Consider the following 26,164-nt stretch of genomic DNA (forward strand, 5'->3'; position numbering starts at 1 on the left):
TATTGCAGTTGTCGACGTTAGCGCGGGTCAGCTCGCGGCCGGACGTTGTGCGTTGGAGAAGGCACGTGAGACACGTCCATAAACGGGGAGGGACGACATGCATGGGCTCGGATACATCCACGCGATGGCCGGCAGCATCGCCCTGATCCTGCCGGCCTTGCTGGCTGGCAACGCCTCTGCCGAGCTATTTGCGCCAGAAGTGTTCGGCCGCGCGCCACAGCACGTGACAACCACAGAACCGGCGCAGCGCAACAACCTGCACAACGCCAGGCTGCAACCGGAACCAGAGAATACTGAACGCACCAGCAGCAAGGCGCGTCTATACGACCGCTGGATCAGCCTGCCGGTAAACGCGCCGCAGTACGACCAGCCGCCACCGCCACGGCTGCGCTTTTGAGCGCGCAACCACACAGCACCTCCCACGATGCTTAACGCCATATCGGCAACGCAGGCGCCTCACCCGCACCGCGTAATGTTGTTCACGGAGGAATAGGCATCATGGCTAATCGCGTTCTGATCATTACCGGCAACAGTGACGACGCCGCGACCTTGGAAGATGTACTGGATAGAGCCCAGGACGGCCCGTTCCTGATTGAGTGGGTGACCAGCCTGGCGCAGGCCCTGCAGCGCCTGGAAAGCCATCGCAAAGAGCCCATCGACGCGATCATGGTTGATCTCGATCTGCCGGACAGCCAGGGTTTGGCCACCTTCGACCAGCTGTTCGTCCTCGCCTCCAGTATTCCAATCCTCACGCTGAGCACCCTGGAGGATGACCAGCAAACCTGGGACGCCATTCAGCGTGGTGCCCAGGGTTGCCTGTCCAAGGGCCACTTCAACAGTTATCTGGTGCCGCAATCGCTGCGCAATATCATCCAACGCAAGGCCGTGGAAGAAACGCTGTTTGTCGAAAAAGCCCGCGCGTCACTGACCCTCAACTCGATCAGTGACGCGGTGATCAGTACCGATCTGCAGGGCAACGTCGACTACCTCAATAGCGCCGCCGAACATATGACTGGCTGGCAACTCGACGAAGCCCATGGCCTGCCGATCGACAGCGTGATGCACCTGGTCAACGATAAAAGCCGTGAGGCGGTGGCCAACCCCATCGTCAAGGTGCTGCAGCACGATGAGAGCAAACTGCTGGCGGCCGGCACGATCCTGATCCGCCGCGATGGCAGCGAGTCCGCCATCGAAGATTCCGCCGCGCCGATCCATGATTCGGCCGGGCGCCTCAAGGGCGCGGTAATGGTCTTCCACGACATGACTGCCGCCCACGCCATGACCGAAAAGATGGCCCATCTGGCGCAGCATGACGCCCTGACCAACCTGCCCAACCGCGCCTTGCTCAATGACCGCATCAACCAGGCGATCGCTCTGGCCGAGCGCCGCAGCAGCCATCTGGCGGTGCTGTTTCTCGACCTGGATAACTTCAAGCACATCAATGATTCGCTTGGCCACGGCGTCGGCGACCAGCTGCTGCAAGCGGTAGCGCTGCGCTTGAGCGACTGCGTGCGCAGCTCTGACACGGTCAGCCGTTTGGGCGGTGATGAGTTTGTGGTGCTGCTGAGCGAAAGCCACTCGGCCGACGATGCCGCGCGCACCGCCGAAAAAATCCTCAGTGTCCTGGCCATGAGCCACACCATTGGCCAGCAGCAACTGCACATTACCTCCAGCATCGGCATCAGCACTTACCCCAACGACGCCACGGATGCCGAAGGCCTGATCAAGAATGCCGACACAGCGATGTACCTGGCCAAGGAAGAAGGCCGCAACAACTACCAGTTTTTCCGCCAGGAGATGAATGTTCACGCAGTTGAACGCCAGTTGATCGAAGCGCACCTGCGCACGGCCATGGAAAACAGCGAATTTATCCTTCACTACCAGCCGAAGATCGACCTGCACAGCGGCAGAATCACCAGCGCCGAAGCGCTGATCCGCTGGCAGCACCCGGCATGGGGCATGATTCTGCCGGCGCGGTTTATTCCGGTGGCCGAAGCCTGCGGGTTGATCGTGCCACTGGGCCGCTGGGTGCTGCTGCAAGCCTGCGCCCAGGCCAAACGCTGGGAGAACTGCGGCTATGCCCTGGATTCGGTGGCAGTGAACATCTCGGCCCTGGAGTTTCGCCGCAAGGACTTTGTCGACAGCGTGGAAAGCGCCCTGAGGGTCACCGGCCTTAAACCCAACAACCTGCAGCTGGAGATCACCGAAAGCGTGCTGATGCGCGACGCCCAGGCCAGCGCCACGATCCTGCAACAGCTGAAGACCCTCGGCGTACAACTGGCGGTGGACGATTTCGGCACCGGTTACTCCAGCCTCAGCTACCTCAACCAGTTCCCCATCGATGTGCTGAAAATTGATCGTTCCTTTGTGCAGGACATCCACAACAGCAACGGCATTATCGTCAGCGCCGTGATCGCCATGGGCAACAGCCTGAAACAGCGAGTAATCGCCGAAGGGATCGAAGAAACCGCGCAGCTGGAGTTCCTGCGCAGCCATCACTGCAGCGAAGGCCAGGGCTTTCTATTCAGCCACCCGGTCAGCGCGGAGCAGTTTGCCAATCTGCTGCGCAGCGGCATCAGCTCGCCGATCAATACGCTTTACCAGACAACGGGCACCCTGGGTTAAAACTGCGCGCGGTAGTCGGCCTGCAGCGCGGCATAACACTCGCAGGCGGCCAGCTCCAACCCGGCGCGGTCAAGGATATGAATCTCACCGCGGCTATAGCTGATCAATCCGCGTGCCTGCATGGCTGCGGCGGCAATCGATACACCACTGCGGCGCACGCCGAGCATGTCAGCAAGGTACTCATGGGTCAGGTGAAAATGATCGGCATGCGCACGGTCGTGGGTCATCAGCAGCCAACGCGCCAGGCGTGGCTCGATTTCATGGAAATGCGTACAGGCTGCGCTCTGCGACAGCTGCGTCATCACCACATACAGGTAGCGCTTGAGCGCACGTAGCAGCGCCGGGCTACTCAACAGCTCCTGCTTGAATAACTGACTGCTGATACGCAAGGCACTGCCCGAACCCTGCACCACCGCGCGCATGGGCGCCTGGCCAATGCCCAGGGCAAGGGTTGCGCCCAGCATGCCTTCATTGCCGATCAGGCCCATCTCCAGCGGCTGATGCCCATCGAGGGTGGTCACCAGCGAGACAAAGCCACTCAGCGGAAAATACACATGGCGAATCGGCTGGTTGGCTTCATGCAACACGTTGCCGAAAACCAGGTCCACCGGTTCGCAGCCATTAAGCAGTTGTTTGCGTTGTTTGCTGGGCAGCCCTTCGATCAGACGGCTGAAGATTTGCAGCGGTGCTTTAACAGACATTCACTTGTCCCGAGCACGACGCTTGCCAAAACATGGCACGACAACGGTGCTTGACGCTATCGCCGCTGCAGTCTGCCTGAGCATTTGGCAAAGCTCTGTGCGCTGCGGCACTCAAGCCAAGCCATTAAATGGCTAACCGCGCGCGTAACAGATTGGGGCTTTGGATGCGCTGGCTTTAAGGCAGTAGGCGGTCGGTTTCGCGCTTGACCACGGCGTAACACTCACAGCTCAGGCTTTCCAGCTTGGCGCGATCGAGCACGGTGATCAGCCCGCGACTGTAATCAATTACGCCTTGGCGATGCAGTTTGCCGGCGGCCTCGGTGACGCCCTCGCGGCGCACGCCGAGCATATTGGCGATCAGTTCCTGGGTCATGGCCAGCTTGTTGTCCCTCAACCGATCAAGCGACAACAACAGCCAGCGGCACAGCTGCTGATCAATCGAGTGATGGCGGTTGCACACCGCCGTCTGCGCCATCTGGGTAATCAGCGCCTGGCTGTAGCGCAGCATCAGCTGCAGCATGTCGCCATGCCGGTTGAACTCTTCCTTGAAGCGTTTGCCGAGTACCCGGTAAGCGCTGCCAGCACTTTGTACAAGGGCGCGACTGGTGGTGCTTTCACCGCCCATAAACAGCGCCACACCAATCACCCCGTCATTACCCACCACGGAAATTTCCGCCGACGCACCGCTTTCCATCACATACAGCAGGGACACAATCGAATCGGTGGGAAAGTACACATGCCGCAGGGTATCGCCTGATTCGTAGAGCACCATGCCCAGCGGCATATCCACCAACTCAAGGTGCGGCAACAGACGCTCCAGCACCTCACCGGGTAAGGTGGCAAGCAGATGGTTTTGTTGGGGATATGGGGCTATGGACATCACTGTCTCCGGTCTTCTTAGGCCTGCTGGCGATTGATGTGCGCTCGCTACAGAGCCTTAACTGCACACGCCAGCATAATCCAATCTGTTTTTTTATCTGTACGGTAGCGTACAGACAGGCTCTATTCCGGGCAGTTATAAGGCAGGTGAAAATGGTCATTTTACGCGTCGACAAAAACGCGCAAATGCAGCGTTTGCAGCCATTTGCGGCTATCCTTGCCGGCCCTTTGATCCCGCAGGATGACCCCAATGAAAGCCCAGCTTGAAGAACTGATCAGCAAAATAAGCTCGGGCTGCATGCTGCCGGAAGAAGTCACGCGCATCGCCGATGAGGCCGCACAGGCCTACGCCGATCCGCAGGCGTTTCTCGCCGCCAACCCGGACATCAATTTCGACGACAGCTTCCCCATTCCGCTGGGTGAATGGGTGGTGGTCGGCAGCCTACCGGAGACTGTGCTGTTCCAGGCCGACAGCTATGACGCACTGTTCCAGCAGATCACCGAATCGTTCGGACCAGAGGTGAGCTTTGTGCTCAAAGCCAAGCAACTGGCCAAGGTCGAGCCGCTGAAAGCGCTAAATCGCATTCAGGTGCAACTCGCCAGCCTGTCACCGGAAACCAAGGGTTATGTGTTGCTGGATTTCAGCGAGCCGCTGGATGACGAGCTGCAAGCCGTACTGGTGTACAGCACGGACTTGGCGCGGGTGATGGAGCTGGCAGTGGAAGTCGGCATCTACGCCGCGCCGGCCTATGAAGCACTTAAAGCCGCGCAAGACGCCGAGTAAACGAGAAGTTAGCCAGGCCAACGGCCTGGCGATCAGGAATGGTTGCGACGCAACTCCGCCAGCTTGGCCGCCAAAGCGTCCAGCTCGGCGCTCTGCCCGGGCGGCAGTTGGCGCAGTACTGCCTGACTCAGACGCATCTGTTTGATAAACCGCCGGCAGTGCTGACACATCGCCAGGTGCAAGCGCACGGACATGCGTTTACCCAGGCCCAACTGGCCATCAATAAATTCACTGGAGTGGGCCACCAACTCCTTACAACTCAACATTGGCCAGTCTCCTCAAAATGCTCCAGGGTAGCGAATACCTTGAGACGCGCGCGGTGCAGCAGCACCCGCACATTGGAGAGCGAGACCTGCAAAAGATTACAGATTTCTTCCAATTCCAACCCTTCACGCTCACGCAGGTGCAGCACGCTGCCCTGCAGCTCGGACAAGCTGGCCAGGGTTTTCTCCAGGCATTCGCGTAATTCGTCCTCGGTCAGCAGGGCTTCCGGGGAGTCGTGATGCCAGGCATGCGGCGCCAGCAGCCAATGGCCATCCGAGCTGAATCGCTCATCACCAATGCTGCCGTGGGGCGAGGGAATGTCGTCGAGCAGCACTTCACGGCGATTGCCCTTGAGACGGGTTTTCGCGGTGTTGGCGGTGATGGTCAGCAGCCAAGTCTTCAGGCTGGAGCGCGCTTGAAAGCCATCGAGGTTGCGCACCACGGCCAGCCAAGCGTCCTGCACCACTTCATCGGCATTACGGCTGCCGACAATGGCAAAGGCCACCGCGCGCATTGCCCCCTGATAGGTGGCAACCAGTTCGCGGTAGGCCTTCTGCTCGCCTGCACGCAGACGCGTGAGCAGCGCCTGATCAGCCGGGTAATCCATCAATGCTTACGCAGGATCACGCTACCAATCGAATAGCCCGCGCCGAACGAGCTAAGCACACCGAGGGCGCCGCTCGGCAGGTCTTCCTGGTATTTGTGCAGGGCGATCACCGAACCGGCCGAACTGGTGTTGGCGTAGGTATCGAGAATCACCGGTGCTTCACCTGGCTCGGCATCACGACCCAGCAGCTTGCGTGCGATCAGCAGGTTCATGTTGAGGTTGGCCTGGTGCAGCCAGAAGCGCTTCACGTCGCCGACGTTCAGCTTGTTCTCGGCCAGGTGCGCGGCAATCAGCTCGGCAACCATCGGGCAGACATCCTTGAACACCTTGCGGCCTTCCTGAACGAACAGCTTGTCACGGGCGCCAACGCCCTCTTCCGCACAGCGGTTGAGGAAGCCGAAGTTGTTGCGGATGTTGTTGCTGAACTGGGTGATCAGCTTGGTGCCGACGATATCGAACTGGTAGTTCGAGGTGGCCTGGTCGGCGCGCTCGATGATGACCGCCGTGGCGGCGTCACCGAAGATAAAGTGGCTGTCGCGGTCACGGAAGTTCAGGTGGCCGGTGCAGATTTCCGGGTTGACCATCAGAATCGCGCGGGCCTGGCCCAGCTGCACGCTGTTGGCTGCAGCCTGGATGCCGAAGGTGGCCGAGGAACAGGCCACGTTCATGTCATAACCGAAACCCTGGATGCCCAGTGCGGCCTGCACTTCAATCGCCACCGCCGGGTAGGCGCGCTGCAGGTTGGAGCAGGCCACGATCACCCCGTCGATATCGGCGGCAGTCTTGCCGGCGCGAGCCATGGCGTCCTTGGCGGCGCCTACGGCCATTTCGCAGAGGATGCCCCAGTCTTCATTGCTGCGCTCCGGTAGGCGCGGCGCCATGCGCGCGGGATCGAGAATGCCGGCCTTGTCCATGACAAAGCGGCTCTTGATGCCCGAGGCTTTTTCGATGAAGCCGCTGCTCGACTCGCTCAGCGCTTCGACTTCACCGCTGGCAATGGCCGCGGCGTTGTCGGCATTGAATTGCTGGACGAAGGCGTTGAACGACTCGACCAACTCATCGTTGGAAATACTGTTTGCCGGGGTATAGAGGCCGGTACCACTGATCACGACGTTATGCACAGTCATTCCTCTTGTTCTTCGCCGCAGGCAGCGGCCAGTTATGCAATACACCCTGGCAGGCTAGGCCATGGGCAAAAAAACGGCTGACAGGCTCAGCAAACTCGATCCATGAAACGTCCTGTTACGAGCCTTGGAGTTTGCCACAGCCTGGGGTGCTTCGTCCGCTCAGCACGTCTGGGACCTGCAACATACTGCGGACTATTGAGGCAAAGATGCTCACAACGTCGCGCAAGACACATCCCGCCCAGTGCCTTGATCGGAGACGGTGCGACCTCACCCGTCCGGGGGATAGATGATTGTCGGACAATCTATATGCTCGCCTTTCCCTAATAACAAGAAAGGTTTCCGTCATGCGCAAGCTGCTTCTATTGCTGGTGCTGAGTTTTACCTCCCTGAGCCAGGCCGCCGTGGGTGTATTCCCCGACAGCACCTTCCAGAATCTTGACCACGGCCTGTACTGGTTTGGCTACGGCGATAGCTGGCAAAAAGCCGTGCCTGGCCAGACGAATGCCTATTACGTGGCCAGTAAACCAACACTGATCTATATCCACGGCTGGCAGAACGGCTCGACGCAAAAGAAGAACCGCGAAACCTTCAACCGTAAGGATGCCGGCGGCCCCGATCTGGATCTTGCCAACGCTTGGCTGGCAGCGGGCTACAACGTCGGCGTGCTGTATTGGAATCAGTTCGCCGATGAAAGCGAAGTCAAAGATGCCGAAGCCAAGATCTGGACCGCCAGCGGCCCGCGCGCCATGCGCTGGCGCAACAGCAGCGGGGTTTACGCCACAGGCCCAAGCCAATCGGCCAGCGACCTGCTGTTCAACAGCTACAAAGCCAATCTCGCCGGCTACAGCGGCAACAATATCCGTATCGCCGGCCACTCCTTGGGCAACCAGATGGCCATCGTGCTGACCAAGAAGATCAGCGATGCGGTCACGGCTGGAACAGTGAACAGCAAGCTGCTGCCCAAACGCGTAGCCCTGCTCGACCCATTCTACTCCAACAACGCGAAAAGCTACCTGGGCAACAAGTGGGTCGGCGAAGTCTGCCGCACCTATGTCAGCGCACTGAAAACCAAGGGCGTGATCTTCGAGACCTACCGCACCTCCGGGGCCAGCAGCACCGGCTTTATCGGCGACAGCAACACCGGGCTGATGAACATGACCGCCTTCAGCGAGCTGAAGCCCTGGTACTTCAACGCCACGCAACTGACCGAGAAGCACAATGCCGCAGTGTGGCACTACCTGTGGTCGTTCAGCAGCAACCCACCGTTGATTACCGGCACCAGCAACCAGGCCGCCTCGGCGAAAACCAGCGACAGCCGCATCAATACCTTGATGAATGGCAGCAAGAAATTGGTTCAGGATCAGGGCGCCTACAGCAAGGAACCCTCAGACGATAACTTTAAGGAGGCCAATCGCTGATCCCCGTGCGCCGCCCAGGCTGATGAATGCGACCGTGCGACTCAAGCCGGCTTGACTATCTGGGCACAGCATGAAAAAACAGAGGCTCGCAGGGCCGCGCAGGCCCTGCACTCTTGCGCTTCTGGATACCTGTCTTATGGCCCTGCATACCTGGCTAATCTTTCTTACGGCAGTGTTTGGCCTGTCGCTGACTCCAGGCCCCAATGGCCTGCTCGCGCTGAGCCATGGCGCCTTGTATGGCCACCGCAAAACCCTGTTTACCGTCAGCGGCGGCGTGTTGGGTTTTACCCTGTTGATGGCCTTGTCGATGCTCGGTATCGGCACCCTGCTGCAAGCCTCGGCGCAGGCCCTGACCATCCTCAAATGGCTCGGCGGCGCCTACCTGATCTGGCTCGGCATTCAGCTCTGGCGCGCACCGCCGCTGCACCTCGCGATGGCCGAGAAAGCAGCCGAGAGCAGCGGCTTCAAGCTGTTTCGCCAGGGCCTGCTATCGGCATTGTCCAACCCCAAGGTGATCCTGTTTTTCGGCGCCTTTCTGCCGCAGTTTCTCGACCCACGCGGTGACCTCTTGCTGCAGTTCGCCATCATGGCGCTGACCTTTGCCGTGGTCGAAGGCAGCGTCGAATACCTGTTGGCACGCATGGCCCATCGCGTGCGGCCCTGGCTGCAACGCAGTGGCAAAGGCTTCAATCGCTGCTGCGGCGGGCTGTTTGCCTTGATGGGCGCAGCCCTGCCGATGACGCGCTGAAGCGCCTACAGCGCAAAGGACCTGCCTTGGTGTCCAAGCTGTTACCTGCCCTGCTGTTGCTCACCCTGAGCGGCACATCATTCGCCGCCGAGCGCGCGCTGCGCTTCTCGATCAATGACAGCTGGGCCATGCCCATGGTGCGTATCGAAGACGGCAAGGCAGTGGAAGGCATCCTGGTCGACTTGCATCAGCGTCTGGCCGCCAAGGTTGGGCGCAAGGCCGAGATGGTGGTGATGCCGCGTATGCGTGTGCAGCACGCGCTGGATACCGGCGATATTGATGTGCGCTGCTACGTCAGCCCGAACTGGGTCAATAGTGGCCACCATCGCTATATCTGGAGCCTGCCCTTTATGACGCAGCGTGATGTGCTGGCAGGTGTTACGCCCGAGAAACTGGAGCCCGAGCAACTGCTCAATGAGCGCCTGGGCACCGTCCTCGGCTTCACCTACCCACGCCTGGAGCCGCTGTTCGCCAGCGGCCAGATCCAGCGTGAAGACGCCCGCACCCAGGATCAGGTGCTGCTCAAACTCAGCGCTCGGCGAAACCGCTATGCCATCAGCAATGAACTATCCCTGCACTGGTTCAACCGCCACCAGGCGCCCGGGGAGAAACTGCACTACCTGAGCGAAGTGGCCAGCGATCCCATCGCCTGCATCGTCCGTGATGCCCCGGATGTCCCGACCATGGCCCTACTGCGCGCCATGGTGCAGATGAAACAGGCTGGCGAATTCGACGAAATACTCGCCCGCTATCGCTGACCTCAACCCCTACGCACGCGCCGCCGATCGTCCACGGCTTGCCACGCTTTATTTAGTTAGTTAGCCTAACGAAATATAACGGAGGGCAAGCATGCCGATCACCGACAGCCTTAAACGCCTGCAATGGCACATGTGGCACCACTGGCGGCAGTACGCCCAACACAGCGGCAGCATGGAACTGAGCAACAGCGAGTTGGACTACCTGTATGCCCTGATGTCCGCCGAAAACGGCCTGCGCCTGACCGAACTGGCCGAACGGATGAACGTCAGCAAGGCCAGTGCCAGCGCCATGGCCAGCAAGCTGGAGGCACGCGGATACCTGCAGCGCCTGCCCTGCAGTGAGGACGGCCGCGCCATGCGCCTGCTGGCCACGGCCAAATCCAATGCGCTGGAACAGGAAGAGCGCGATGTCTACGTGCAAACCGCCGCCAGCCTGGAACAGAACCTCAGCCCTGAAGAAATGCAGCAGCTCAGCCAGTTACTGGCCAAAGCCTGCCAGACCCTCGAAATCGGCTGACCCAGCCGCGCAATCGTTTACCCGTGAAAACCTTATGAACAGTCAAAGCATCACCCGCACCTTCTGGCGCTACAGCATCCCGGCCATCGCTGCCTTGATGATCAGTGGCCTGTACATGGTCGTCGATGGCATCTTCATCGGTCACGCCATGGGTGCCACCGGCTTGTCGGCGATCAACATGGCCTGGCCGCTGTCCGGGCTGATGCTGGCCATCGGCATGATGATCGGCATGGGCGGCGGCGCTCAATGCTCCCTGGCCCAGGGCGCCGCACAGTGGCCGGAGGCACGCAGCTATCTGGCTCAAGCCATCTGGCTACTGGTTCTGCTGGGCATTCCCACAGGCGTGCTGGTAGTACTGATCGGCCCAGCCTTTATGGCCATGCAAGGCGCCGAGAACGACCTGGCGCAACTGGGCAATGACTACCTGCGGGTGATCGGCTGGGCCGCGCCTCTGGTATTCGGTTCCATCGCCCTGCCCCTGCTGGTACGCAACCTAGGCGCACCGCGCCTGGCGACCCTGGCCATGCTGATGGGCGCGCTCACCAACGTGGCACTCGACTACCTGTTTATCATCGTCTGGCAATGGGGCCTGCACGGCGCAGCCCTGGCCACGGTGATCGGCGAGAGCCTGTCGGTGCTGATCTGCCTGGGCTTTATCTGCAGCCGACATAACCCGCTGCAGATGCCCCTGGCCGCCTGCACGCTGAACCTGGGCAAGAGCCTGGACGTGCTCACCACCGGTTTCTCCAGCATGCTGATGTACCTCTACATGAGCCTGGTGGTGGTGCTGCACAACCTGCTGTTTATGCACTACGGCAGCCCCTTGCAGGTGGCCGCCTACGCTATCGCCGGTTACCTGATGGCGTTTTATTACATGTTTGCCGAAGGCGTCTGCGGCGGCATGCAGCCCTTGGTCAGCTACTTCTACGGTGCCCGCGAGCCAGACAAAGTGCGCCGCGTGCTACGCCTGGGCCTGCTCACCGCTGTGGGCAGCGGCGTGCTGATGACTGCAGCGCTGTTAATCCTGCCCAGGCTGTTTGCCGGGATTTTCAGCGGCAGCGACCAAGCCCTGCTGGACGCCAGCGTGTTGGGCCTGCGCCTGCATCTGTTCGCCATGTTCCTTGATGGTTTTATCATTCTGGCGGCGAGCTTCTTCCAGGCCATGGGCCAAGCGCGTAACGCTACCTTGGTGACAGTGGGCAATATGCTGATCCAGCTGCCCTTCCTCGCGGTGATGCCACTGCTGCTGGGGCTTAACGGCGTGTGGCTGGCCTTGCCGCTGTCCAACGTCTGCCTGAGCCTGGTGGTGATCTGGATGTTGCGGCGCCAGTTGCAGCAGCTAAAAACGCTCGATAGCGCTTCCTAAGCGCAAAACCTAAGCAGCCGCTGTAAGTGACGCACGAGCAAGTGCGTCACTTACAACCGTCAAACCTTGCAGATAACAACCCAACTACAGCGCACAACGCGCACGGGAGCGAATGCAGTTGTTATCAAGCACCGCTCGCTCAGCCTGGATCGCCAACCTTGAGCACCAGCCGGATGCCGCGCAGTCCCTGCTCGCGCTCACGCTGCAAGGCATAGCTGGCCAGCTCAGCCATGGCCCGGCGATGCACATAGGCCAGGCTGTCGATCAGCGTCGCGCTATTGCGCAGAAACTCGACCGGCTCGCCGGCCTGGGCATTTAGCCGTGGGCAGCGCAGGCGCAGATAACCGCCCAGCGTGCTGCCATCAAGCAGGGTCTGGGGCGTTTGATCCGCCGCTTTGAGCAAGCGCAGGGCCAAATCTTGATAGCGCGACAAGGCATCCTGGCTCAAGCGCTCAGTCAGGCTGTCGGGAGTCTGCTGATGCCAATCCAGAAAGCGTTCGGCCAGTTCGCGGGCCTCCAACAGGCGCGCATAGTCGACATACAGCTTGCTCAAATGCAGCGCCAGACGGGCTGTTTCACGCAGCGCCGTGGTTGCACTCGCCAGGCTCAGTTCCAGGCGACGCCGGTATAACGAAGCGGCCTGGAGCAACTGCAGCTGCGCCGGGGTCTTACCAGCATCAATCTGCTGATACAACGGCAGGTGCTTACTTGCATCAAACGCCTCAGCATCACTAAGCCGCGAATTCACGCCATTGCGCTGCAACTCGCCACACCAGGCCAGCGCCACACGCTGGTCTTCCTGCACTTCAGCCTGAGTCCAGGCCTGAGTAATTTCCGGAGACAGGCGGCGCAACTCATCAATCACAGCCTGCCAGCCCAGCGTGGCATGGGCGGCCTGAACCGGCTGGTGCAGCGCCAGCCAGGGCAAGTTGCGCCATTGCCGACCTGTCCACTCCCAGAGCTGATCAAGCGCCTCTTCACGCTGGGCGCTGATCTGGAAGATCTGTTGGCTGTCCTGTAACTGCTGCTCGTCATACTCCAGGCCCAGCTCCGCGTAGTAAGCCTCGGTGACACGCTGACAATGCTCGGCGAAGTGCTCGAACAGAACGGCTGCCGGGCGAGCGTCATGCAAGTAGCCAGGCGCCTGCAGGGCTTCACTGTGCTGGATACGCGCCAGATCGGCAGGGTGGGTGTGCCAATAGCGGGTACTGCCCTCTTCGAGGCTCTGCTCCATCTGCCGCCGAGTGGCCTGGCTCATGCTGGAGGTCTTCTCGGCAGTGGCGTGCGGCATATCGCGCAGCAGACGACGCTCGCGCCAGGTACGGGCATTCTGCTGATCCACTTCACGCCAGGCCCAGGACAGCGCACGCAACTGCAAGGCACTGCCACGAAACGCCGCACTACCGGCCAGCAGACTCTCGTAGCGGTCGGCGTCGAACTCCATCTGCCGCGACAACGAGCGGGACAGGCGAAAGCTCAGCCAGAAACAGCCACGCATCAGCAGCCGCGACAACTCGATTCCCTGCTGCGCCACCCAGATGGCCAGCTGCAGAATCCACCAGGGATCGTTCTCCAGCCATTCCTGCAGGCGATCATCCCAAGGGTCGCGGCTATTGCTACGCACTTCCAGCCAGGCATTGACCGAGTTGACAAGGAAGTTACAGCGCATGCCCAGCCGCTGAGCAAAGTGGCCAAACTCGTGCCCCAGTACGCCGACAAACTGCTGCACACTCATCCCGGCAACCAGTGGCATGCCGATGGTCAGCACTTTGCGGCCAGAGAAGAATCCGCTCCAGCCATTCTCGAAATGCACGCTGGCATTTACTTCATTGGACAACTGCACCGCCACCGGCGGGCGCAGGCCAATCGCCTGACACAACTGGTTGATCACCAGCTGCAAACGCGGCTCGCAGGCCAGGTCCAGCTCCAGCGGTTCATCACCACGCTGGCTGGGTAGAAAGAATGGCCGCGCCATAAACAGCAACAGAATGCCGCCGCTGATTGCGGGCACGCCATAGATGCAAAGCAGCAACCAGATATTGCGCAAACCGCCGAGGTATTCGTGGATATGCAGCAAGTACCAGGCAAGCCCCGCACCCAGTCCAATCACCAACCCCGCATAAAGCGTCGGCACCAAGAGGCAGCAGAGCGTGACCAGAAACAGCTGCAAGGCATACGTCGGGCTGGGCCGGGCACGCTTAAGCCCCTTCTGGGCTAACTCCTGTAGAACCGTCAGAGGGTCGACCGCCGCAGGCGCGGCAACTTCCTCGACCGAAACGGCCAGGCCGGCCTGTTGCAACCGACTGCACCAGCGCTCGGCACTGGGCCGATCCAAACCACTTTTGACCACCCGCCGTGCCGGCGGCAGCAAGGCCTTCACCTGGGTCTCAGAGAACTTCAGCTGCGTCTGTAAATGCTGGGCAATCTGCTCAGGCGTATACCCAGGCAAGGCCCGGCCACTCAGCACAACACGGAACGACACGGCGATCCCTCGCTACAAATTAAAATAGGTCAGCAGATTAACAAAGCGTGCAGCACTCGCTACCGGTCACATAGGGCTCAGGTCACCGACAGCTGCGCAGGATTTGGGGAAGTCGCACGTTCATCTAAACCCCATGCCTCAGGCTGGCCATTCCAGACCTGCAACGGCCGCTCGGCACCCTTCAGTAACCAACCACTGCGCCCACCCACCAGGGTGCTGACCGCATGCGCACGGCCAAATGGATTGTGCCGAGCCAGCAACAACACGCTGTCACGCAGCCAGGCCAGGCTGCGGCTGTGAGATTGGAACAGTGGCGTCAGCAAGCGGCTGGCTTGGCGGTAATAACGCAGGTGATCACGCCGGCTACTGGCATAGGCGGCGAATACCGCTGACCAGTCGCAGTCGTTTGGGGGGCGTTGTGTGGTGATTGCGGCGGACAAGGCAGCCGCATCCACCAGCGCCATATTCGCGCCCTGGCCCAGTTGCGGGCTCATGGCGTGAGCGCAGTCGCCGATGGCGATCACCCGGCCGTCGTGCCACTGCTGCATGCGCACATCGGCATACACCGCCTGGCTCAGTTGCTCGGGACGTTCGATCAGTTCAACAAAGGGTTCGGCAGCGCTGCCCGCCAGTTGCAGCACCTGGGCTTTCCAGGCAGCCAAGCCGGCTTCACGCCAGGTGCCGAACTGCGCCACCGGCAGGCTCCAGAACAAACTACTCAGCGCTTGCTCGCGGTTCAGGTGAGTACGCCCGGTGGGCATGATGCCGAACATCTGCGCGCAGTCGCGGTACCACTGGCGCAGGTCCGTGATATCCAGTGCGTTTGGCGACAAAGCCGGGGTCGGCACAATGCTCCACAACGCGCCCCAAGGGTAAGGCTGCAACCACTGCTTGACCTGCATCTGCCCACGCAAGGCCGAGCGCACGCCATCAGCCAGCACCAGCGCGGCGAACTCGCCGAAGGGCTGCTCCACGCCCTGTTCGTCCTGGCGATACAGCTGCACATGGTTGCCATGCTGACTGAAACGGCTGATATGCACGCCGGTTTCAACCTGCACACCGGCTTGTTGCGCCGCGTTGAGCAAGGCCGTGAGCAATACGCTGCGATGGATGCCCATGCCGAAACTGCCGGGCTGCCAATGCGCGTAACGGGTATCGAGAATCACCCGGCCATTGGCCGAGGTGCCATACAAGCGACTGACAGGAGCGCCCAGGCCGCTGCACTCGGCAAATAGGCCCAACTGCTGCAGCACCGCCAGCCCCGAAGGTTGCAACAACACCCCAGCACCGACCGGCTGCAGCTGCGGCACCAGCTCCAGCAGGCGCACGCTGAAACCCTGACGGACGAGGAACAGCGCCGTGGCCAACCCCGCCGTACCGGCCCCAACAATGGCAATCGGCAATCCCTTCACGACCCGTCTCCGTTAATTAACCGAGCGGATTCTACCCTTGCCGCTTGCCCGCACGGCCATACGCAGTAGCAGATTGCCGCCAGTCTGAGCGCCAGCGCACATCAGAAAAGAAGGTTATCCGGGCGATGCGCGGGCCGATGCAGACGGCAGAAGTAGCCGGCGCCTGAAAGGGCACCGGCTAACTGAGGGTTACTGAGTAACCGGCAGGATGTCGAAACCCTTGCGGTTATCGCTGACGATGCGGAAATTCTGCTGCGAGCCCGGCTCAACTTTCACGGCCAGTTCACGACGCAGGCGGCCCATGCCGCACAGGGTGTCGTCCATCTCGTCGATACCAATACTCAACACCCGTGTGCCGACAGGCACCTGAAAACGCACCTGCTCACCCACGCCAATGCGTGCGGCCACCTTACGGTCGACCAGCACCGCCACATAGCAGCCGCCGCCCATGCCGCCGAAGTCGCGATTGACCTGCAACTGTCCGCCCTGCCCCAGCGGCGCCTGATAACCCAGCAAACGGTCTGCCGGCACAGGTTTGACATCCTCTGGCGCGGGCTTCCAGGACGAACAGCTGGCCAACAGCAACAGCGGTAAAACGGCACAAATCAATCGCATGGGAGCCCTCCATGGGCGCAGAAAACAGCAAAGGGGAACAGCCAAAACGGCTTGAGTATTGCCCCTGGCACGGCCGGCCTCAAGTACAGACTTTTGCGCCGCCGCAACCAGGCTTTTATCAACCGGCGATGCGCTTGAGCAGACGCGCCTGCAGCGCCGCCAGCTCTTGCGGAGTCGCCTTGCCGCCGGCATGCACGCTGAGCGTCTCGCCGGCATAGCGCGGCACGATATGCATATGAATATGGAACACCGTCTGCCCGGCTGGCGCGCCATTGAACTGCGCCACTTGCACCCCGGCTGGCTCCAGCTCATCGACGATCACACCCGTAAGCTTCTGCACAACGGCCATCACCTTGCTCAGGCTGTCGCTGTCGATTTCCAGAATAGTGCGCGCCGCCGAGCGTTTGGGGATCACCAGGGTATGGCCGAAGGACTGCGGAAACACATCGAGAAAAGCCAGTACATCCTCATCTTCGTAGAGCTTGTAGCAAGGGGCTTCGCCGCGGATGATCTGGGCAAAGATATTCTGGTTGTCGTATTCGCCGTGCAGGCTCATCAGGGTTCTCCAGTGGGCTGGGGTTGAGATGGCCCCAACCATACCTATTTCTGCGCGCGGGGAAAAACCTGCAACCTGACCAAATGGCCAATCACCGTTATCCTGCGCCTTTCGCCACCTTAATCCGGAGCGCCCATGTCAGCCCTTTCCGCTTACCCCATTACGCAAAAATGGCCTGCCCAGCACCCAGAGCGCCTGCAGCTGTATTCGCTGCCCACGCCCAATGGCGTCAAAGCCTCGATCATGCTCGAAGAAGTCGGCCTGGCCTATGAGCCGCACCTGGTCAGCTTCGACACTCACGATCAGCTCAGCGAAGAATTCCTCTCGCTCAACCCCAACAACAAGATCCCGGCGATCCTCGACCCCAACGGCCCAGGCGGCAAACCGCTGGCGCTTTTCGAGTCCGGGGCGATTCTGATCTACCTGGCAGAGAAAACCGGCCAGCTCTTGGCCCAGGACCCCGCCACGCGCTATGAAACCCTGCAGTGGCTGATGTGGCAGATGGGCGGCATCGGCCCGATGTTCGGCCAGCTGGGTTTCTTCCATAAATTCGCCGGCAAAGACTACCCGGACAAACGCCCACGCGACCGTTATGTCGCCGAATCCCAGCGCCTGCTCGGCGTGCTCGAACAACGCCTACAAGGCCGCAGCTGGATCATGGGCGAGGACTACAGCATCGCCGATATCGCCGTGTTCCCCTGGGTGAGAAACCTGGTGGGTTTCTACGAGGCTGGCGAGTTGGTGGAGTTCGAGCGCTTCACTAATGTGCAGCGGGCGCTACAAGCCTTTGTCACCCGCCCGGCAGTAATCAAGGGCCTGGTCACTCCGGCACGCGGCTAAAATAATCGCCAGCAACCTGTTCAACGCGTACACAACAGCGCCACGAGAACCAATATGAACAACCCTCTTCAACAGCCAGCGGTGACAGCATGATCGAGGTAACCGAGGTTTCCATTGCTTCACTGCGCGCCGCGCTCGAAGCCGGCCAGACCAAGGCGGTCGAACTGGTGCAGGCCTACCTCGCCCGCATCGATGCCTACGACGCTGCCGGCACCCCGACCAGACTTAACGCAGTCGTCGTGCGCAACCCCGATGCGCTCAAGGAAGCCCAGGCATCCGATGAACGCCGCGCCCGTGGCGAGGCCCTCGGCCCGCTCGACGGCATCCCTTACACCGCCAAGGACAGCTACCTGGTCAAGGGCCTGACCGCCGCCTCCGGCAGCCCAGCCTTCAAGGACCTGGTCGCCTATCGCGATGCCTTTACCGTCGAGCGCCTGCGCGCCGCCGGCGCCATCTGCCTGGGCAAAACCAATATGCCGCCCATGGCCAACGGCGGCATGCAGCGCGGCGTCTATGGCCGCGCGGAAAGCCCGTACAACGCCGGCTATCTCACCGCGCCCTTCGCTTCCGGCTCATCCAATGGTGCCGGCACCGCTACTGCCGCGAGCTTTGCTGCCTTCGGCTTGGCCGAGGAAACCTGGTCGAGCGGTCGCGGCCCAGCCTCGAACAACGGTCTGTGTGCGTATACACCGTCGCGCGGAGTGATTTCGGTTCGCGGCAACTGGCCGCTGACGCCGACCATGGACGTGGTGGTGCCCTATGCACGAACCATGAGCGATCTGCTGGAAATACTCGATATCGTGGTCGCCGACGACCCGGACAACCGTGGCGACCTTTGGCGCCTGCAGCCCTGGGTAGCGATCCCGAAAGCCTCCGAGGTGCGCCCAGCCGCCTATGCCGACCTCGCCGCCAAGGCCGACGCCCTGGCCGGCAAACGCTTTGGCGTGCCACGTATGTTTATCAACAAGGATGACGCCGCCGGCACCAGCGAGAACCCCGGCATCGGCGGCCCAACCGGCCAGCGCATCCGCACCCGCGCCTCAGTGATCGATCTGTGGGAAGCCGCGCGCAAGGCGCTGGAAGCCGCCGGCGCCGAAGTCATCGACGTCGACTTCCCGCTGGTGTCCAACTGTGAAGGCGACCGCCCCGGCGCACCGACCGTTTACAACCGTGGCATCGTCACCCCGGAATTTCTCCACGACGAACTGTGGGAGCTGAGCGGCTGGGCCTTTGACGACTTCCTACGCGCCAACGGCGATCCCAAGCTGAACACGCTGGCCGACGTCGACGGCCCGCAGATTTTCCCCCACGACCCCGGCACCCTGCCCAACCGCGAGGGCGACCTGGCCGCTGGCATGGATGAATACGTCAACATGGCCAAGCGCGGCCTGAAGAACTGGGATCAGATCGAAACCCTGCCCGATGGTCTGCGCGGCCTGGAACACACCCGCAAGCTCGACCTGGAAGACTGGATGGATAACCTCGGCCTCGACGCCGTGCTATTCCCCACCGTCGCCGACGTCGGACCGGCGGATGCCGACGTCAATCCAGCGTCTGCCGATATCGCCTGGAGCAACGGTGTGTGGGTAGCCAACGGCAACCTGGCCATCCGTCATCTGGGCGTGCCCACCGTCACCGTGCCGATGGGCGTGATGGCCGACATCGGTATGCCCATCGGCCTGACCTTCGCCGGTCGCGCCTATGACGACTCGGCTCTGCTGCGCTTTGCCGCCGCGTTCGAGTCCACCGGCTCAAAACGCTTGGTGCCGCCACGTACCCCGCCGCTGTCGCGCGGTTAACGCCGCAGACAACAAAGCCGCTCACATGAGCGGCTTTGAGGGGAATACACCGGAGTGCCCCTCTACAGTGGTCGGCTGGTACAACTTGCAGAGTTATTCACACAGCCGAAGACACGCATGAGCAGCCCAACCCTGGCGGTAACTCAGCTGCGAGGAAAACGTTGGGGGTCGCGAAATGCCTCAGTCAAGTGATCGAACACCAAGCGTACTCGGCGTGAAACTGGGCCCTGTTGCGGGCGATAAATGAACAGGTCCCAGGGCGGTGGAGCAAGCTCATCCAACACGGTTATGAGTTTGCCGCTGCGGATTAATGGGTTGGCAAGGTAGGCGGGAATCTGACCAAAACAGGTGCCGGACACAATCGCCTCCAGCTCGGTATCAGCATCGTCGCAAATCAACACGGGTTGCCGGGGAGTGAAACTCTGGCCATCGACGAACATCCAAGGCCAGGGCCTGCCATTGCGCTGGTCGATCAACGCGGACAGTGGGCAAGCGTCAAGCGCCTGAATCGAGCGCGGTGAGCCGATCCGCTCGACCAGCCCCGGGCTGGCAACCACATGCATGGGCACGGATGCCAGTGCCTTCGCAACGTAGCGACGGTCGCGTATCAAGCCGACCCGAATGCCAATGTCGATCTGCGCCTCCACCGAGTCCGTCATCTGGTCTTCCAGCCGCAAGTGGAACTGCAAGTGTGGATGAGCCGCCATCAGCGGCTGCAGAAACGGAATCAGGTAGTGCCGGCCAATAGTTTGCGGCGCGGTAATCCCGATACGGCCTGAAAGCTCAGGTTCACTGCGATGCGAGCGAAACAGTGCATCGAAGTGCTCGAGGGCCGAGCGGGCCTCCTGTGCATAGCCTTGGCCAAAGGCGGTGATATGCACCTGACGGGTATTGCGGTGGAAGAGCGGCTCACCCAGCTCGGCTTCCAGCGCCTGAACGGCGCGCGTCACGCTCTGCGGTGAAATACCCAAGCGGCTTGCGGCTGCACGGAAGCTGCCGGACTCGGCAGCGGCGCAGAAGATCCTGACCATCTCCATGCGATTGAGCATGTGTTACCCGCCTTTATTCCAAAATAAGGAATAGCTTAATCCAAACATTTCCATTTATTGAGATTCGCAGTGGCTCTACTGTGCTCGCAAGCCAGGGACATCTCCCGGCGTCGTTCAACCTGTCACAATGAGGTTCAGAGCATGAGCAACAATATTTCCGGAAAAGTAGTCATCATCACTGGCGCCAGCAGCGGTTTGGGCGAGGCCACGGCCCGCCATCTGGCAGAAAAAGGTGCGCGTGTAGTCCTGGCGGCACGCCGCAAGGACAAACTGGATGCGCTGGTTGCAGAGCTGGTAAACGCTGGCAGCCAAGCGGTGGCCTACCAGACCGATGTCACCTCCCAGGATGACGTCAAGGCGCTGATCCAGGGCGCAATAGACACCTTCGGCCGCCTCGACGTGCTGGTCAACAACGCAGGTCTAATGGCCATCGCCCCGCTGAGCGAAGGGCGGGTGGACGAGTGGGACCGCATGATCGACATCAATATCAAGGGCTTGCTGTACGGGGTGGCAGCCGCGCTGCCAGTGTTCCAACAGCAGAATAGTGGGCATTTTATCAATATCGCCTCGGTCGCGGGCCTGAAGGTATTCAGCCCGGGTGGTACGGTTTATAGCGGTACCAAGTTTGCGGTCCGCGCCATTTCCGAGGGGCTGCGCCATGAAGTGGGTGGTCGTATTCGGACCACCACCATCGAGCCGGGCGCCGTCGACTCTGAACTCAAGTTCGGCAGCTCCCACCAGGCCAGCCGTGATTTCGTGGTCGACTTCTACCAGCAGGCCATTCCCGCCGAATCAGTGGCACGCGCCATCGCCTTCGCCATCGAGCAGCCTGCCGATGTCGACATCAACGAAATCGTACTGCGCCCAACCGTGCAGGACTTCTAAACCAAGCAAGGCGCCTGTGGGCGCCTCTGCTGGAAAACCAGCAAGCGCAGGAACACGCGCTGGTGAGCAAACGGATGTTCACCAGCATCTGCAAAGGGCACCACGTTGCGACGGCTATTCAGGTAGGTACTCGATGACGGCCCCTTCCATGCAGCGCTCAGCCCTTCTGAGTCGGTTGGACTTATAGCCCCAATTGCGAAAGCCTCGGATGGTCATCAGGGCGCCGCCCCAATGGCCAACGGAATTTGCGTTCGGACTCTTCAATGGGCAGGTCATTGATGCAGGCAAAGCGATGCGCCATCAGACCGTTTTCGGTGAACTCCCAGTTCTCGTTGCCGTAGGAGCGAAACCAGTTGCCCGAGTCGTCGTGCCATTCGTAGGCATAACGCACGGCGATGCGGTTATCGGTAAACGCCCACAGCTCCTTGATCAAACGGTACTCCAGCTCCTTGCGCCACTTACGTTCTAAAAACGCCTGCGCCTCGGCACGGCTGGTGACGAATTCGGCGCGGTTGCGCCATTGGGTGTCCAGGGTATAGGCCATGGCCACTTTGGCCGCATCGCGGCTGTTCCAGCCATCTTCGGCAAGACGGACTTTCAAGATGGCCGACTCCCGGGTAAAGGGCGGAACCGGTTGACGAATTTCAGCGGTAGACATGGCGCTGGCTCCTGCACGTGGTGAGGGATGGAGTTACAGATGGCACGACGCCGGGCGCCCGTAAGGCGGCAAACAGCCGCTTCAACACGCGCATCAGCGCAGCATTTACGCCGTAGCCCGGGTACTCCGTGCCAGACAGCAACTGCGGCAGTAAATAATTCACCTCCCAGTGCCCTGGCGTTTCACTTGATGCGTCGGGCGCGTCGTAACGGTCCACTGTTTCGCGGTTCATATTGCAGTACCTCGCTAGAGATCAAGCACCAGGGGTTGGATAGCGCCGTCCAGCGCTGCCGGTACGGCGCAGCAGATCAATACGCTGTCGCCCTCTGGCAGTTGTGCCGGTGGATTGGGGTAATGCACGTGGCCGCTGACCAGGCGCGTTTTGCAGGTGCCGCACGAACCACCCCGGCAGCTGAAGTCAGGGCTCAGACCACGGCTCTCGGCCAGCTCCAGCAGGCTGCCACTGCCTGGCGTCCAGCGCGCCTCCTTAACTGATGAAGAGAAGTAGACCGGTACTGGGGCGCTGGCGGCAGGTAACTAAACCGGTGCAGCAGGCTGTTCAACCGCTAAACGTTGCAGTGTCGAAGGGCCGAATGCCTCGGCATGGATGCGCTCATCCGGGATATTCAGCGCCCGCAGCCCGTCGTACATGCTCTGCAGAAAACCGCCGGGGCCGCACAGGTAAAAGTCGTAGTCATCCAGCGGCAGCCGCGCCTTGACCTGGGCGAAGTCGAGGCGACCGGTTATTTCAAAATCACGCCCCACAACCGCCTCAGTGCCTGGGCTACTGAGTGCACGATGGATATGCAGGTGCTCGCTATCGCACTGTTGCAGCGCCTTGAGTTCGGCCTGGAATGGCAGGCCCGCCAGGGTTCGGGCGCTCTGAAACAGATACACAGGGCGTTGCCGCGGGTGCTGACTATTTTGCGCAGCCAGCTCGCGAAACATCGAGAGCAAGGGCGTAATGCCCACCCCGGCAGCGATCAATACCACCGGACGCTCGGTTTTTTCGATCAGGGTAAAGCTACCCATGGGCGGGCGAACTTCCAGCACATCGCCCACCTGCACCTGGCTATGCAGGTGGTGCGAAGCCGGCCCCTGGGCTTTGACGCTGATGCGCACCTGACCGTCAGACGGTGCACTGGAAACGCTGTACGTGCGGATCAGTGGCACCTCAACACTTGGAATGTGCAGACGCACCGGCACGTGCTGGCCCGAAGTAAACGCTACCGCCGCGCCATCCAGCGGCTGAATATAAAACGAGCGAATGTCCTGACTTTCCTGATGCACCTGGGTCACGCGCCACTGCTGCCACTGTCGGCGTTGCTCGCTCTGACGAAGCTTCGCGTCGGCATCCGCCCAGTTTCCGGTGGCCAGGCTGGTCGGTGCATAGTCATGAAAGGTCCAGCGCAGCGAGGTTGTCGCCGGGCGCAGTACGGCCTGCTCAACCTCGAAGGTCCACAGGCGCTCGGCACTTTCGAAGGCGTGGATCATCGGGCTGTCGAGAATCAGCTCGGTGCGGCCAGTGAGTTGCAGGATGTCGCCCGTGGCGAAATCGATAAACAGCAAGCCGGCGACAGGATTGGCTTGCAGGTTACCCAAGGTATTGAAAAACAGGTTGCCGGCGTAATCGGGGATGGTCAGCCGGTTGCCTTCGACTTTGACAAAGCCAGCGCGGCCACCACGGTGCGACACGTCCACCGAGCGATTGTGCGCGTCATGGTCGAAGTAGCTGGCGATAAAAAAGGTGTCCGCCGCACGGATCATCGCGGTGGTGCGGTCATTCAGTTCGGTGAAGTTCTCGCGCTCAGCGCGCTGCTGCAACGGCCCCGATGAGTGGGTATAAGAGCGCGCCTGGATGTACTTGGGGCAGTTGCCGTAGGAATGCTCGACCGCTACGGCCAGGCCACTGGCAGACACTTGCTGAATCACCCCATTGATGCGGTTGCGCCGACGCGTGTGCAGCTCGATGCCGAGCAAGCCAATCGCCTGCCCCGCTTGCAGGCCGCTGGCAGCGGGGTCCTGCGCATCAGGCTGTACGGCCAGGAGTAACTGCCGCGGATCAGGAGATGCGACAAAACCTTCCGGCCCCTCCAGCAGGGTCGCCCAGGGCCGCTGTTGTGCATCGACTGCACCGACAACCATAAACGGCAGTTGCTGGTAGAACTCGCGGTGCTGGTCGGGCATGTAATCGCGAATGACCTTCTGCCCAATCACCTCCATGCGTTCGGCGACGCTGTAGATGTCCTGAAGCGTTTTTTCCCCGGCATGCCAGGGTGAGCGGCGGTGTTTGGGCAGATGATCCATGCAATGCGCTCCTCAAGAGAGCTGCCGGGTACCCGGCAGCCTATGACGGACTCAGTTGGCGTGCAGACCTGCGGCGGTACGCTGCATCGGCACGAACCCGGGAAGAGCCTCTACCCGCTCCAGCCAGGCGCGCACATTCGGGTAGGCCTGCAACGAGACATTGCCTTCCGGGGCATGGGCGATATAGGTGTAGTTGGCGACATCGGCGATGCTGGCGGTTGCGCCTGCCAGGAACAGGCTGTTGGCCAGCTCGCCGTCCATCACCTTGAGCAGGGCATGGGAACGGGCGATCACATCCTCGGCATTCAAGGGTGCACCGAACACGGTGATTAGCCGAGCCGAAGCCGGGCCGTAAGCCAGCTGGCCCGCTGCCACCGACAGCCAACGCTGAATGCTTGCTGCCGCGAGGGGCTCTTCCGGCAGCCAGGCACCCTTGCCATAAGTTTTCGCCAGATAAACCAGAATGGCGTTGGAGTCGCTGAGGAGGGTGCCGTTGTCATCAATCACCGGCACTTGGCCAAAGGCGTTGATGGCGAGGAATTCAGGTTTTTTGTGCGCCCCGTTGGCCAGGTCGACAAACACCAGTTCGGTGGGCAGCTTTAACAGTGAGAGCAGTAGCTCAACGCGATGCGCGTGGCCGGACAGTGGGTGGCGATAGAGTTTGATGGCTGGCTGAGACATGGTGCGGCTCCTTGTAGAGGGTCAGATGAATCAGCGCTGCGTCACCCAAGCTGGGCGTTTTTTGCGCTGGTAGGTTTATGCTGCGCCTACTCGCGGCTAAGCAGAATCGCCATGCAGAGCAATGCATAATTCCGTTTTATAAAAGAATACGATCGCACACAGCCACGGTCGCGACGCCCTGTCAGTCTAGAAATGCCGGATGAGCCCGCAGCCTTGGCGTGGCGAAGTCGATAAAGGTGCGCACACGCGCCTCGGCCCGGCGGCCGTCGCGGTAGATCAACTGTGCGGGCAAGGCCTGGCTGGCAAAGTCGTTCAATACCGGCTCAAGCAACCCGCTCTGCAATTCATGGTGCGCTTCGTAGCTCATGCAGCGAATCAACCCCAGCCCCAGGGTCGCGGCATGGATGGCGGCGCGCTGAGTGGTGCACGTCAGTACCGGCAAGGGTTTCACCAAGCGTGTGGAGCGCTCACCATGAAAACGCCATTCGCTTTGCTGGCCGCTGGCGGTGGTCAATACCGTACGGTGCGCTTTGAGGTCCTCAGGCGTTTGCGGGCGTCCCCACTTGGCCAGGTAGGCGGGAGAACCGCAAACAATCGGCCGCACCCTGCCCACCGGCATGGCAAACCCGGACGAGTTCGGCAGATGGCCCACCACCAGGGCAACATCAATGTTCTCCTCAAGCAGTTTGGGCACACCTTCGCAGGCCTGGGTGACCAACTGCACCTCAGGGAACGCCGTCAGATAATCGAGGGCAATTGGCATCAGTACCTGCTGATCCATCAGCAGCGGTAACGACAAGGTCAACCGACCAGCGGGGCACGCATGCACGCCGGAAGCAGAGCGCTCGGCAACAGCGGTGTGTTCGAGAATCTGCCGACAGCTGACGGCAAACTGCTCGCCTGCCGGGCTTAGCTCGACGCCGCGCGGCCCGCGTAGCAACAGCCTATTGTTCAGGCGTGCTTCCAGTGCGGCGATGCTGCGCATAACGGTCGCGGGCGACTGCTCAAGCTGGCGCGCGGCCGCAGCCAGGCTGCCGGCTTGCACCACGGCGGCGAATACCTGCATCTGCCGATAGCGACTCATGG

The 26,164-nt window shown here is 61.0% G+C and carries 25 protein-coding genes and 1 pseudogene; 11 read left to right on the forward strand and 15 right to left on the reverse strand.

Annotated elements, in window-relative coordinates; all coding sequences use genetic code 11:
- Positions 1 to 97 precede the first annotated feature (97 nt).
- Positions 98 to 397 carry a hypothetical protein gene (locus ALTER154_RS14990; RefSeq protein ID WP_160088209.1) on the forward strand — a complete coding sequence of 100 codons (300 nt, stop codon included), beginning with the start codon at positions 98 to 100 and terminating at the stop codon, positions 395 to 397.
- Between the two features lie 101 nt (positions 398 to 498).
- The gene (locus ALTER154_RS14995; protein WP_160088211.1) at positions 499 to 2,625 is read left to right on the forward strand and encodes a bifunctional diguanylate cyclase/phosphodiesterase; all 2,127 of its coding nucleotides are present in this window, start codon (positions 499 to 501) and stop codon (positions 2,623 to 2,625) included.
- Here ALTER154_RS14995 and ALTER154_RS15000 read toward each other — a convergent pair.
- Together ALTER154_RS15000 and ALTER154_RS15005 are read right to left on the reverse strand one after the other, a co-directional pair.
- Positions 2,622 to 3,326: a Crp/Fnr family transcriptional regulator gene (locus ALTER154_RS15000; protein WP_160088213.1), complete on the reverse strand. Its 705-nt coding sequence runs from the start codon at positions 3,324 to 3,326 to the stop codon at positions 2,622 to 2,624. The two genes, ALTER154_RS14995 and ALTER154_RS15000, sit on opposite strands and share 4 nt — an antisense overlap.
- 175 nt (positions 3,327 to 3,501) lie before the next feature.
- On the reverse strand, positions 3,502 to 4,206 hold the full coding sequence (locus ALTER154_RS15005) for a Crp/Fnr family transcriptional regulator (RefSeq protein ID WP_160088215.1): 705 nt from the start codon (positions 4,204 to 4,206) through the stop codon (positions 3,502 to 3,504).
- A 249-nt stretch (positions 4,207 to 4,455) separates the two neighbouring features.
- On the opposite strand from ALTER154_RS15005, the gene ALTER154_RS15010 reads away from it, so the two are divergent.
- Entirely contained in the window at positions 4,456 to 4,989 is a 534-nt protein-coding gene (locus ALTER154_RS15010) for a hypothetical protein (RefSeq protein WP_160088217.1), read from the forward strand.
- 32 nt (positions 4,990 to 5,021) lie between these two features.
- On the opposite strand, the gene ALTER154_RS15015 is transcribed toward ALTER154_RS15010, so the two are convergent.
- Genes ALTER154_RS15015 through ALTER154_RS15025 form a run of 3 tightly spaced genes read right to left on the reverse strand, consistent with a single transcriptional unit; the run spans position 5,022 to position 6,981 of the window.
- Positions 5,022 to 5,255: an anti-sigma factor gene (locus tag ALTER154_RS15015; protein WP_090251613.1), complete on the reverse strand. Its 234-nt coding sequence runs from the start codon at positions 5,253 to 5,255 to the stop codon at positions 5,022 to 5,024.
- Positions 5,249 to 5,860 carry an RNA polymerase sigma factor gene (locus tag ALTER154_RS15020; RefSeq protein ID WP_160088219.1) on the reverse strand — a complete coding sequence of 204 codons (612 nt, stop codon included), beginning with the start codon at positions 5,858 to 5,860 and terminating at the stop codon, positions 5,249 to 5,251. The genes ALTER154_RS15015 and ALTER154_RS15020 overlap by 7 nt, the downstream gene beginning before the upstream one ends.
- Positions 5,860 to 6,981: a beta-ketoacyl-ACP synthase III gene (locus ALTER154_RS15025; protein WP_160090154.1), complete on the reverse strand. Its 1,122-nt coding sequence runs from the start codon at positions 6,979 to 6,981 to the stop codon at positions 5,860 to 5,862. Before ALTER154_RS15025 ends, ALTER154_RS15020 begins: the two co-directional genes overlap by 1 nt.
- A gap of 350 nt (positions 6,982 to 7,331) precedes the next feature.
- Here ALTER154_RS15025 and ALTER154_RS15030 point away from each other — a divergent pair, with 350 nt between their 5' ends.
- From ALTER154_RS15030 to ALTER154_RS15050, 5 genes are all read left to right on the forward strand, one after another.
- Positions 7,332 to 8,405: a hypothetical protein gene (locus ALTER154_RS15030; protein WP_160088221.1), complete on the forward strand. Its 1,074-nt coding sequence runs from the start codon at positions 7,332 to 7,334 to the stop codon at positions 8,403 to 8,405.
- Positions 8,406 to 8,541: 136 nt separating this feature from the next.
- Complete coding sequence (locus ALTER154_RS15035; protein ID WP_090251605.1) at positions 8,542 to 9,153, forward strand: LysE family translocator; 612 nt, start codon at positions 8,542 to 8,544, stop codon at positions 9,151 to 9,153.
- A gap of 29 nt (positions 9,154 to 9,182) precedes the next feature.
- A complete protein-coding gene (locus ALTER154_RS15040; protein WP_256665645.1) occupies positions 9,183 to 9,911 on the forward strand; it encodes an ABC transporter substrate-binding protein in 729 nt (242 codons plus the stop codon).
- Positions 9,912 to 10,002: 91 nt separating this feature from the next.
- Complete coding sequence (locus ALTER154_RS15045) at positions 10,003 to 10,428, forward strand: MarR family winged helix-turn-helix transcriptional regulator (RefSeq protein ID WP_169852838.1); 426 nt, start codon at positions 10,003 to 10,005, stop codon at positions 10,426 to 10,428.
- Positions 10,429 to 10,462: 34 nt separating this feature from the next.
- The gene (locus ALTER154_RS15050; protein WP_160088223.1) at positions 10,463 to 11,794 is read left to right on the forward strand and encodes an MATE family efflux transporter; all 1,332 of its coding nucleotides are present in this window, start codon (positions 10,463 to 10,465) and stop codon (positions 11,792 to 11,794) included.
- Between the two features lie 139 nt (positions 11,795 to 11,933).
- Here ALTER154_RS15050 and ALTER154_RS15055 read toward each other — a convergent pair whose 3' ends face one another.
- The 4 genes from ALTER154_RS15055 to ALTER154_RS15070 all read right to left on the reverse strand — a co-directional run bounded on the left by ALTER154_RS15055 (position 11,934) and on the right by ALTER154_RS15070 (position 16,859).
- On the reverse strand, positions 11,934 to 14,276 hold the full coding sequence (locus ALTER154_RS15055; RefSeq protein WP_160088225.1) for a M48 family metallopeptidase: 2,343 nt from the start codon (positions 14,274 to 14,276) through the stop codon (positions 11,934 to 11,936).
- Between the two features lie 77 nt (positions 14,277 to 14,353).
- Complete coding sequence (locus tag ALTER154_RS15060; protein WP_160088227.1) at positions 14,354 to 15,688, reverse strand: NAD(P)/FAD-dependent oxidoreductase; 1,335 nt, start codon at positions 15,686 to 15,688, stop codon at positions 14,354 to 14,356.
- Between the two features lie 189 nt (positions 15,689 to 15,877).
- On the reverse strand, positions 15,878 to 16,303 hold the full coding sequence (locus ALTER154_RS15065) for a 3-isopropylmalate dehydratase (protein ID WP_160088229.1): 426 nt from the start codon (positions 16,301 to 16,303) through the stop codon (positions 15,878 to 15,880).
- Between the two features lie 118 nt (positions 16,304 to 16,421).
- Complete coding sequence (locus tag ALTER154_RS15070; RefSeq protein WP_160088231.1) at positions 16,422 to 16,859, reverse strand: HIT family protein; 438 nt, start codon at positions 16,857 to 16,859, stop codon at positions 16,422 to 16,424.
- Positions 16,860 to 16,994: 135 nt separating this feature from the next.
- Here ALTER154_RS15070 and ALTER154_RS15075 point away from each other — a divergent pair, with 135 nt between their 5' ends.
- Positions 16,995 to 17,699: a glutathione S-transferase N-terminal domain-containing protein gene (locus tag ALTER154_RS15075; protein WP_160088233.1), complete on the forward strand. Its 705-nt coding sequence runs from the start codon at positions 16,995 to 16,997 to the stop codon at positions 17,697 to 17,699.
- An 89-nt stretch (positions 17,700 to 17,788) separates the two neighbouring features.
- Positions 17,789 to 19,498, forward strand: a complete 1,710-nt coding sequence (locus ALTER154_RS15080; protein ID WP_160088235.1) for an amidase — start codon at positions 17,789 to 17,791, stop codon at positions 19,496 to 19,498.
- 143 nt (positions 19,499 to 19,641) lie between these two features.
- Here ALTER154_RS15080 and ALTER154_RS15085 read toward each other — a convergent pair whose 3' ends face one another.
- Entirely contained in the window at positions 19,642 to 20,547 is a 906-nt protein-coding gene (locus tag ALTER154_RS15085) for a LysR family transcriptional regulator (protein WP_160088237.1), read from the reverse strand.
- Positions 20,548 to 20,688: 141 nt separating this feature from the next.
- Here ALTER154_RS15085 and ALTER154_RS15090 point away from each other — a divergent pair, with 141 nt between their 5' ends.
- On the forward strand, positions 20,689 to 21,432 hold the full coding sequence (locus ALTER154_RS15090) for an SDR family oxidoreductase (RefSeq protein WP_160088239.1): 744 nt from the start codon (positions 20,689 to 20,691) through the stop codon (positions 21,430 to 21,432).
- A 181-nt stretch (positions 21,433 to 21,613) separates the two neighbouring features.
- Here the strand turns inward: ALTER154_RS15090 and ALTER154_RS15095 are convergent, their stop codons facing one another.
- From ALTER154_RS15095 to ALTER154_RS15115, 5 genes and pseudogenes are all read right to left on the reverse strand, one after another.
- Positions 21,614 to 22,090 (reverse strand): nuclear transport factor 2 family protein, encoded by a 477-nt coding sequence (locus tag ALTER154_RS15095; RefSeq protein ID WP_160088241.1) that lies wholly within the window; start codon positions 22,088 to 22,090, stop codon positions 21,614 to 21,616.
- Positions 22,077 to 22,322, reverse strand: a complete 246-nt coding sequence (locus ALTER154_RS15100; RefSeq protein WP_160088243.1) for a hypothetical protein — start codon at positions 22,320 to 22,322, stop codon at positions 22,077 to 22,079. Before ALTER154_RS15100 ends, ALTER154_RS15095 begins: the two co-directional genes overlap by 14 nt.
- A gap of 14 nt (positions 22,323 to 22,336) precedes the next feature.
- Positions 22,337 to 24,397, reverse strand: a pseudogene (locus ALTER154_RS15105) (pyridoxamine 5'-phosphate oxidase family protein).
- A 51-nt stretch (positions 24,398 to 24,448) separates the two neighbouring features.
- Positions 24,449 to 25,078, reverse strand: coding sequence for a glutathione S-transferase (locus ALTER154_RS15110; RefSeq protein ID WP_160088245.1), 630 nt, complete (start codon positions 25,076 to 25,078; stop codon positions 24,449 to 24,451).
- A gap of 181 nt (positions 25,079 to 25,259) precedes the next feature.
- Positions 25,260 to 26,162: a LysR family transcriptional regulator gene (locus ALTER154_RS15115; protein WP_160088247.1), complete on the reverse strand. Its 903-nt coding sequence runs from the start codon at positions 26,160 to 26,162 to the stop codon at positions 25,260 to 25,262.
- Positions 26,163 to 26,164 lie beyond the last annotated feature (2 nt).

Source organism: Pseudomonas sp. 9AZ, from assembly GCF_902506525.1.
GTDB lineage: Bacteria > Pseudomonadota > Gammaproteobacteria > Pseudomonadales > Pseudomonadaceae > Aquipseudomonas > Aquipseudomonas peli.

Excerpts from the sequence above, each read along its gene's own strand:
- ALTER154_RS15085 (WP_160088237.1), bottom strand. The coding sequence starts at position 20,547 with ATGCTCAATCGCATGGAGATGGTCAGGATCTTCTGCGCCGCTGCCGAG.
- ALTER154_RS14995 (WP_160088211.1), top strand. The coding sequence starts at position 499 with ATGGCTAATCGCGTTCTGATCATTACCGGCAACAGTGACGACGCCGCG.
- ALTER154_RS15045 (WP_169852838.1), top strand. The coding sequence starts at position 10,003 with ATGCCGATCACCGACAGCCTTAAACGCCTGCAATGGCACATGTGGCAC.
- ALTER154_RS15070 (WP_160088231.1), bottom strand. The coding sequence starts at position 16,859 with ATGAGCCTGCACGGCGAATACGACAACCAGAATATCTTTGCCCAGATC.
- ALTER154_RS15030 (WP_160088221.1), top strand. The coding sequence starts at position 7,332 with ATGCGCAAGCTGCTTCTATTGCTGGTGCTGAGTTTTACCTCCCTGAGC.
- ALTER154_RS15015 (WP_090251613.1), bottom strand. The coding sequence starts at position 5,255 with ATGTTGAGTTGTAAGGAGTTGGTGGCCCACTCCAGTGAATTTATTGAT.
- ALTER154_RS15000 (WP_160088213.1), bottom strand. The coding sequence starts at position 3,326 with ATGTCTGTTAAAGCACCGCTGCAAATCTTCAGCCGTCTGATCGAAGGG.
- ALTER154_RS15020 (WP_160088219.1), bottom strand. The coding sequence starts at position 5,860 with ATGGATTACCCGGCTGATCAGGCGCTGCTCACGCGTCTGCGTGCAGGC.
- ALTER154_RS14990 (WP_160088209.1), top strand. The coding sequence starts at position 98 with ATGCATGGGCTCGGATACATCCACGCGATGGCCGGCAGCATCGCCCTG.
- ALTER154_RS15050 (WP_160088223.1), top strand. The coding sequence starts at position 10,463 with ATGAACAGTCAAAGCATCACCCGCACCTTCTGGCGCTACAGCATCCCG.
- ALTER154_RS15010 (WP_160088217.1), top strand. The coding sequence starts at position 4,456 with ATGAAAGCCCAGCTTGAAGAACTGATCAGCAAAATAAGCTCGGGCTGC.
- ALTER154_RS15090 (WP_160088239.1), top strand. The coding sequence starts at position 20,689 with ATGAGCAACAATATTTCCGGAAAAGTAGTCATCATCACTGGCGCCAGC.
- ALTER154_RS15110 (WP_160088245.1), bottom strand. The coding sequence starts at position 25,078 with ATGTCTCAGCCAGCCATCAAACTCTATCGCCACCCACTGTCCGGCCAC.
- ALTER154_RS15095 (WP_160088241.1), bottom strand. The coding sequence starts at position 22,090 with ATGTCTACCGCTGAAATTCGTCAACCGGTTCCGCCCTTTACCCGGGAG.
- ALTER154_RS15075 (WP_160088233.1), top strand. The coding sequence starts at position 16,995 with ATGTCAGCCCTTTCCGCTTACCCCATTACGCAAAAATGGCCTGCCCAG.
- ALTER154_RS15005 (WP_160088215.1), bottom strand. The coding sequence starts at position 4,206 with ATGTCCATAGCCCCATATCCCCAACAAAACCATCTGCTTGCCACCTTA.
- ALTER154_RS15080 (WP_160088235.1), top strand. The coding sequence starts at position 17,789 with ATGATCGAGGTAACCGAGGTTTCCATTGCTTCACTGCGCGCCGCGCTC.
- ALTER154_RS15100 (WP_160088243.1), bottom strand. The coding sequence starts at position 22,322 with ATGAACCGCGAAACAGTGGACCGTTACGACGCGCCCGACGCATCAAGT.
- ALTER154_RS15065 (WP_160088229.1), bottom strand. The coding sequence starts at position 16,303 with ATGCGATTGATTTGTGCCGTTTTACCGCTGTTGCTGTTGGCCAGCTGT.
- ALTER154_RS15115 (WP_160088247.1), bottom strand. The coding sequence starts at position 26,162 with ATGAGTCGCTATCGGCAGATGCAGGTATTCGCCGCCGTGGTGCAAGCC.
- ALTER154_RS15035 (WP_090251605.1), top strand. The coding sequence starts at position 8,542 with ATGGCCCTGCATACCTGGCTAATCTTTCTTACGGCAGTGTTTGGCCTG.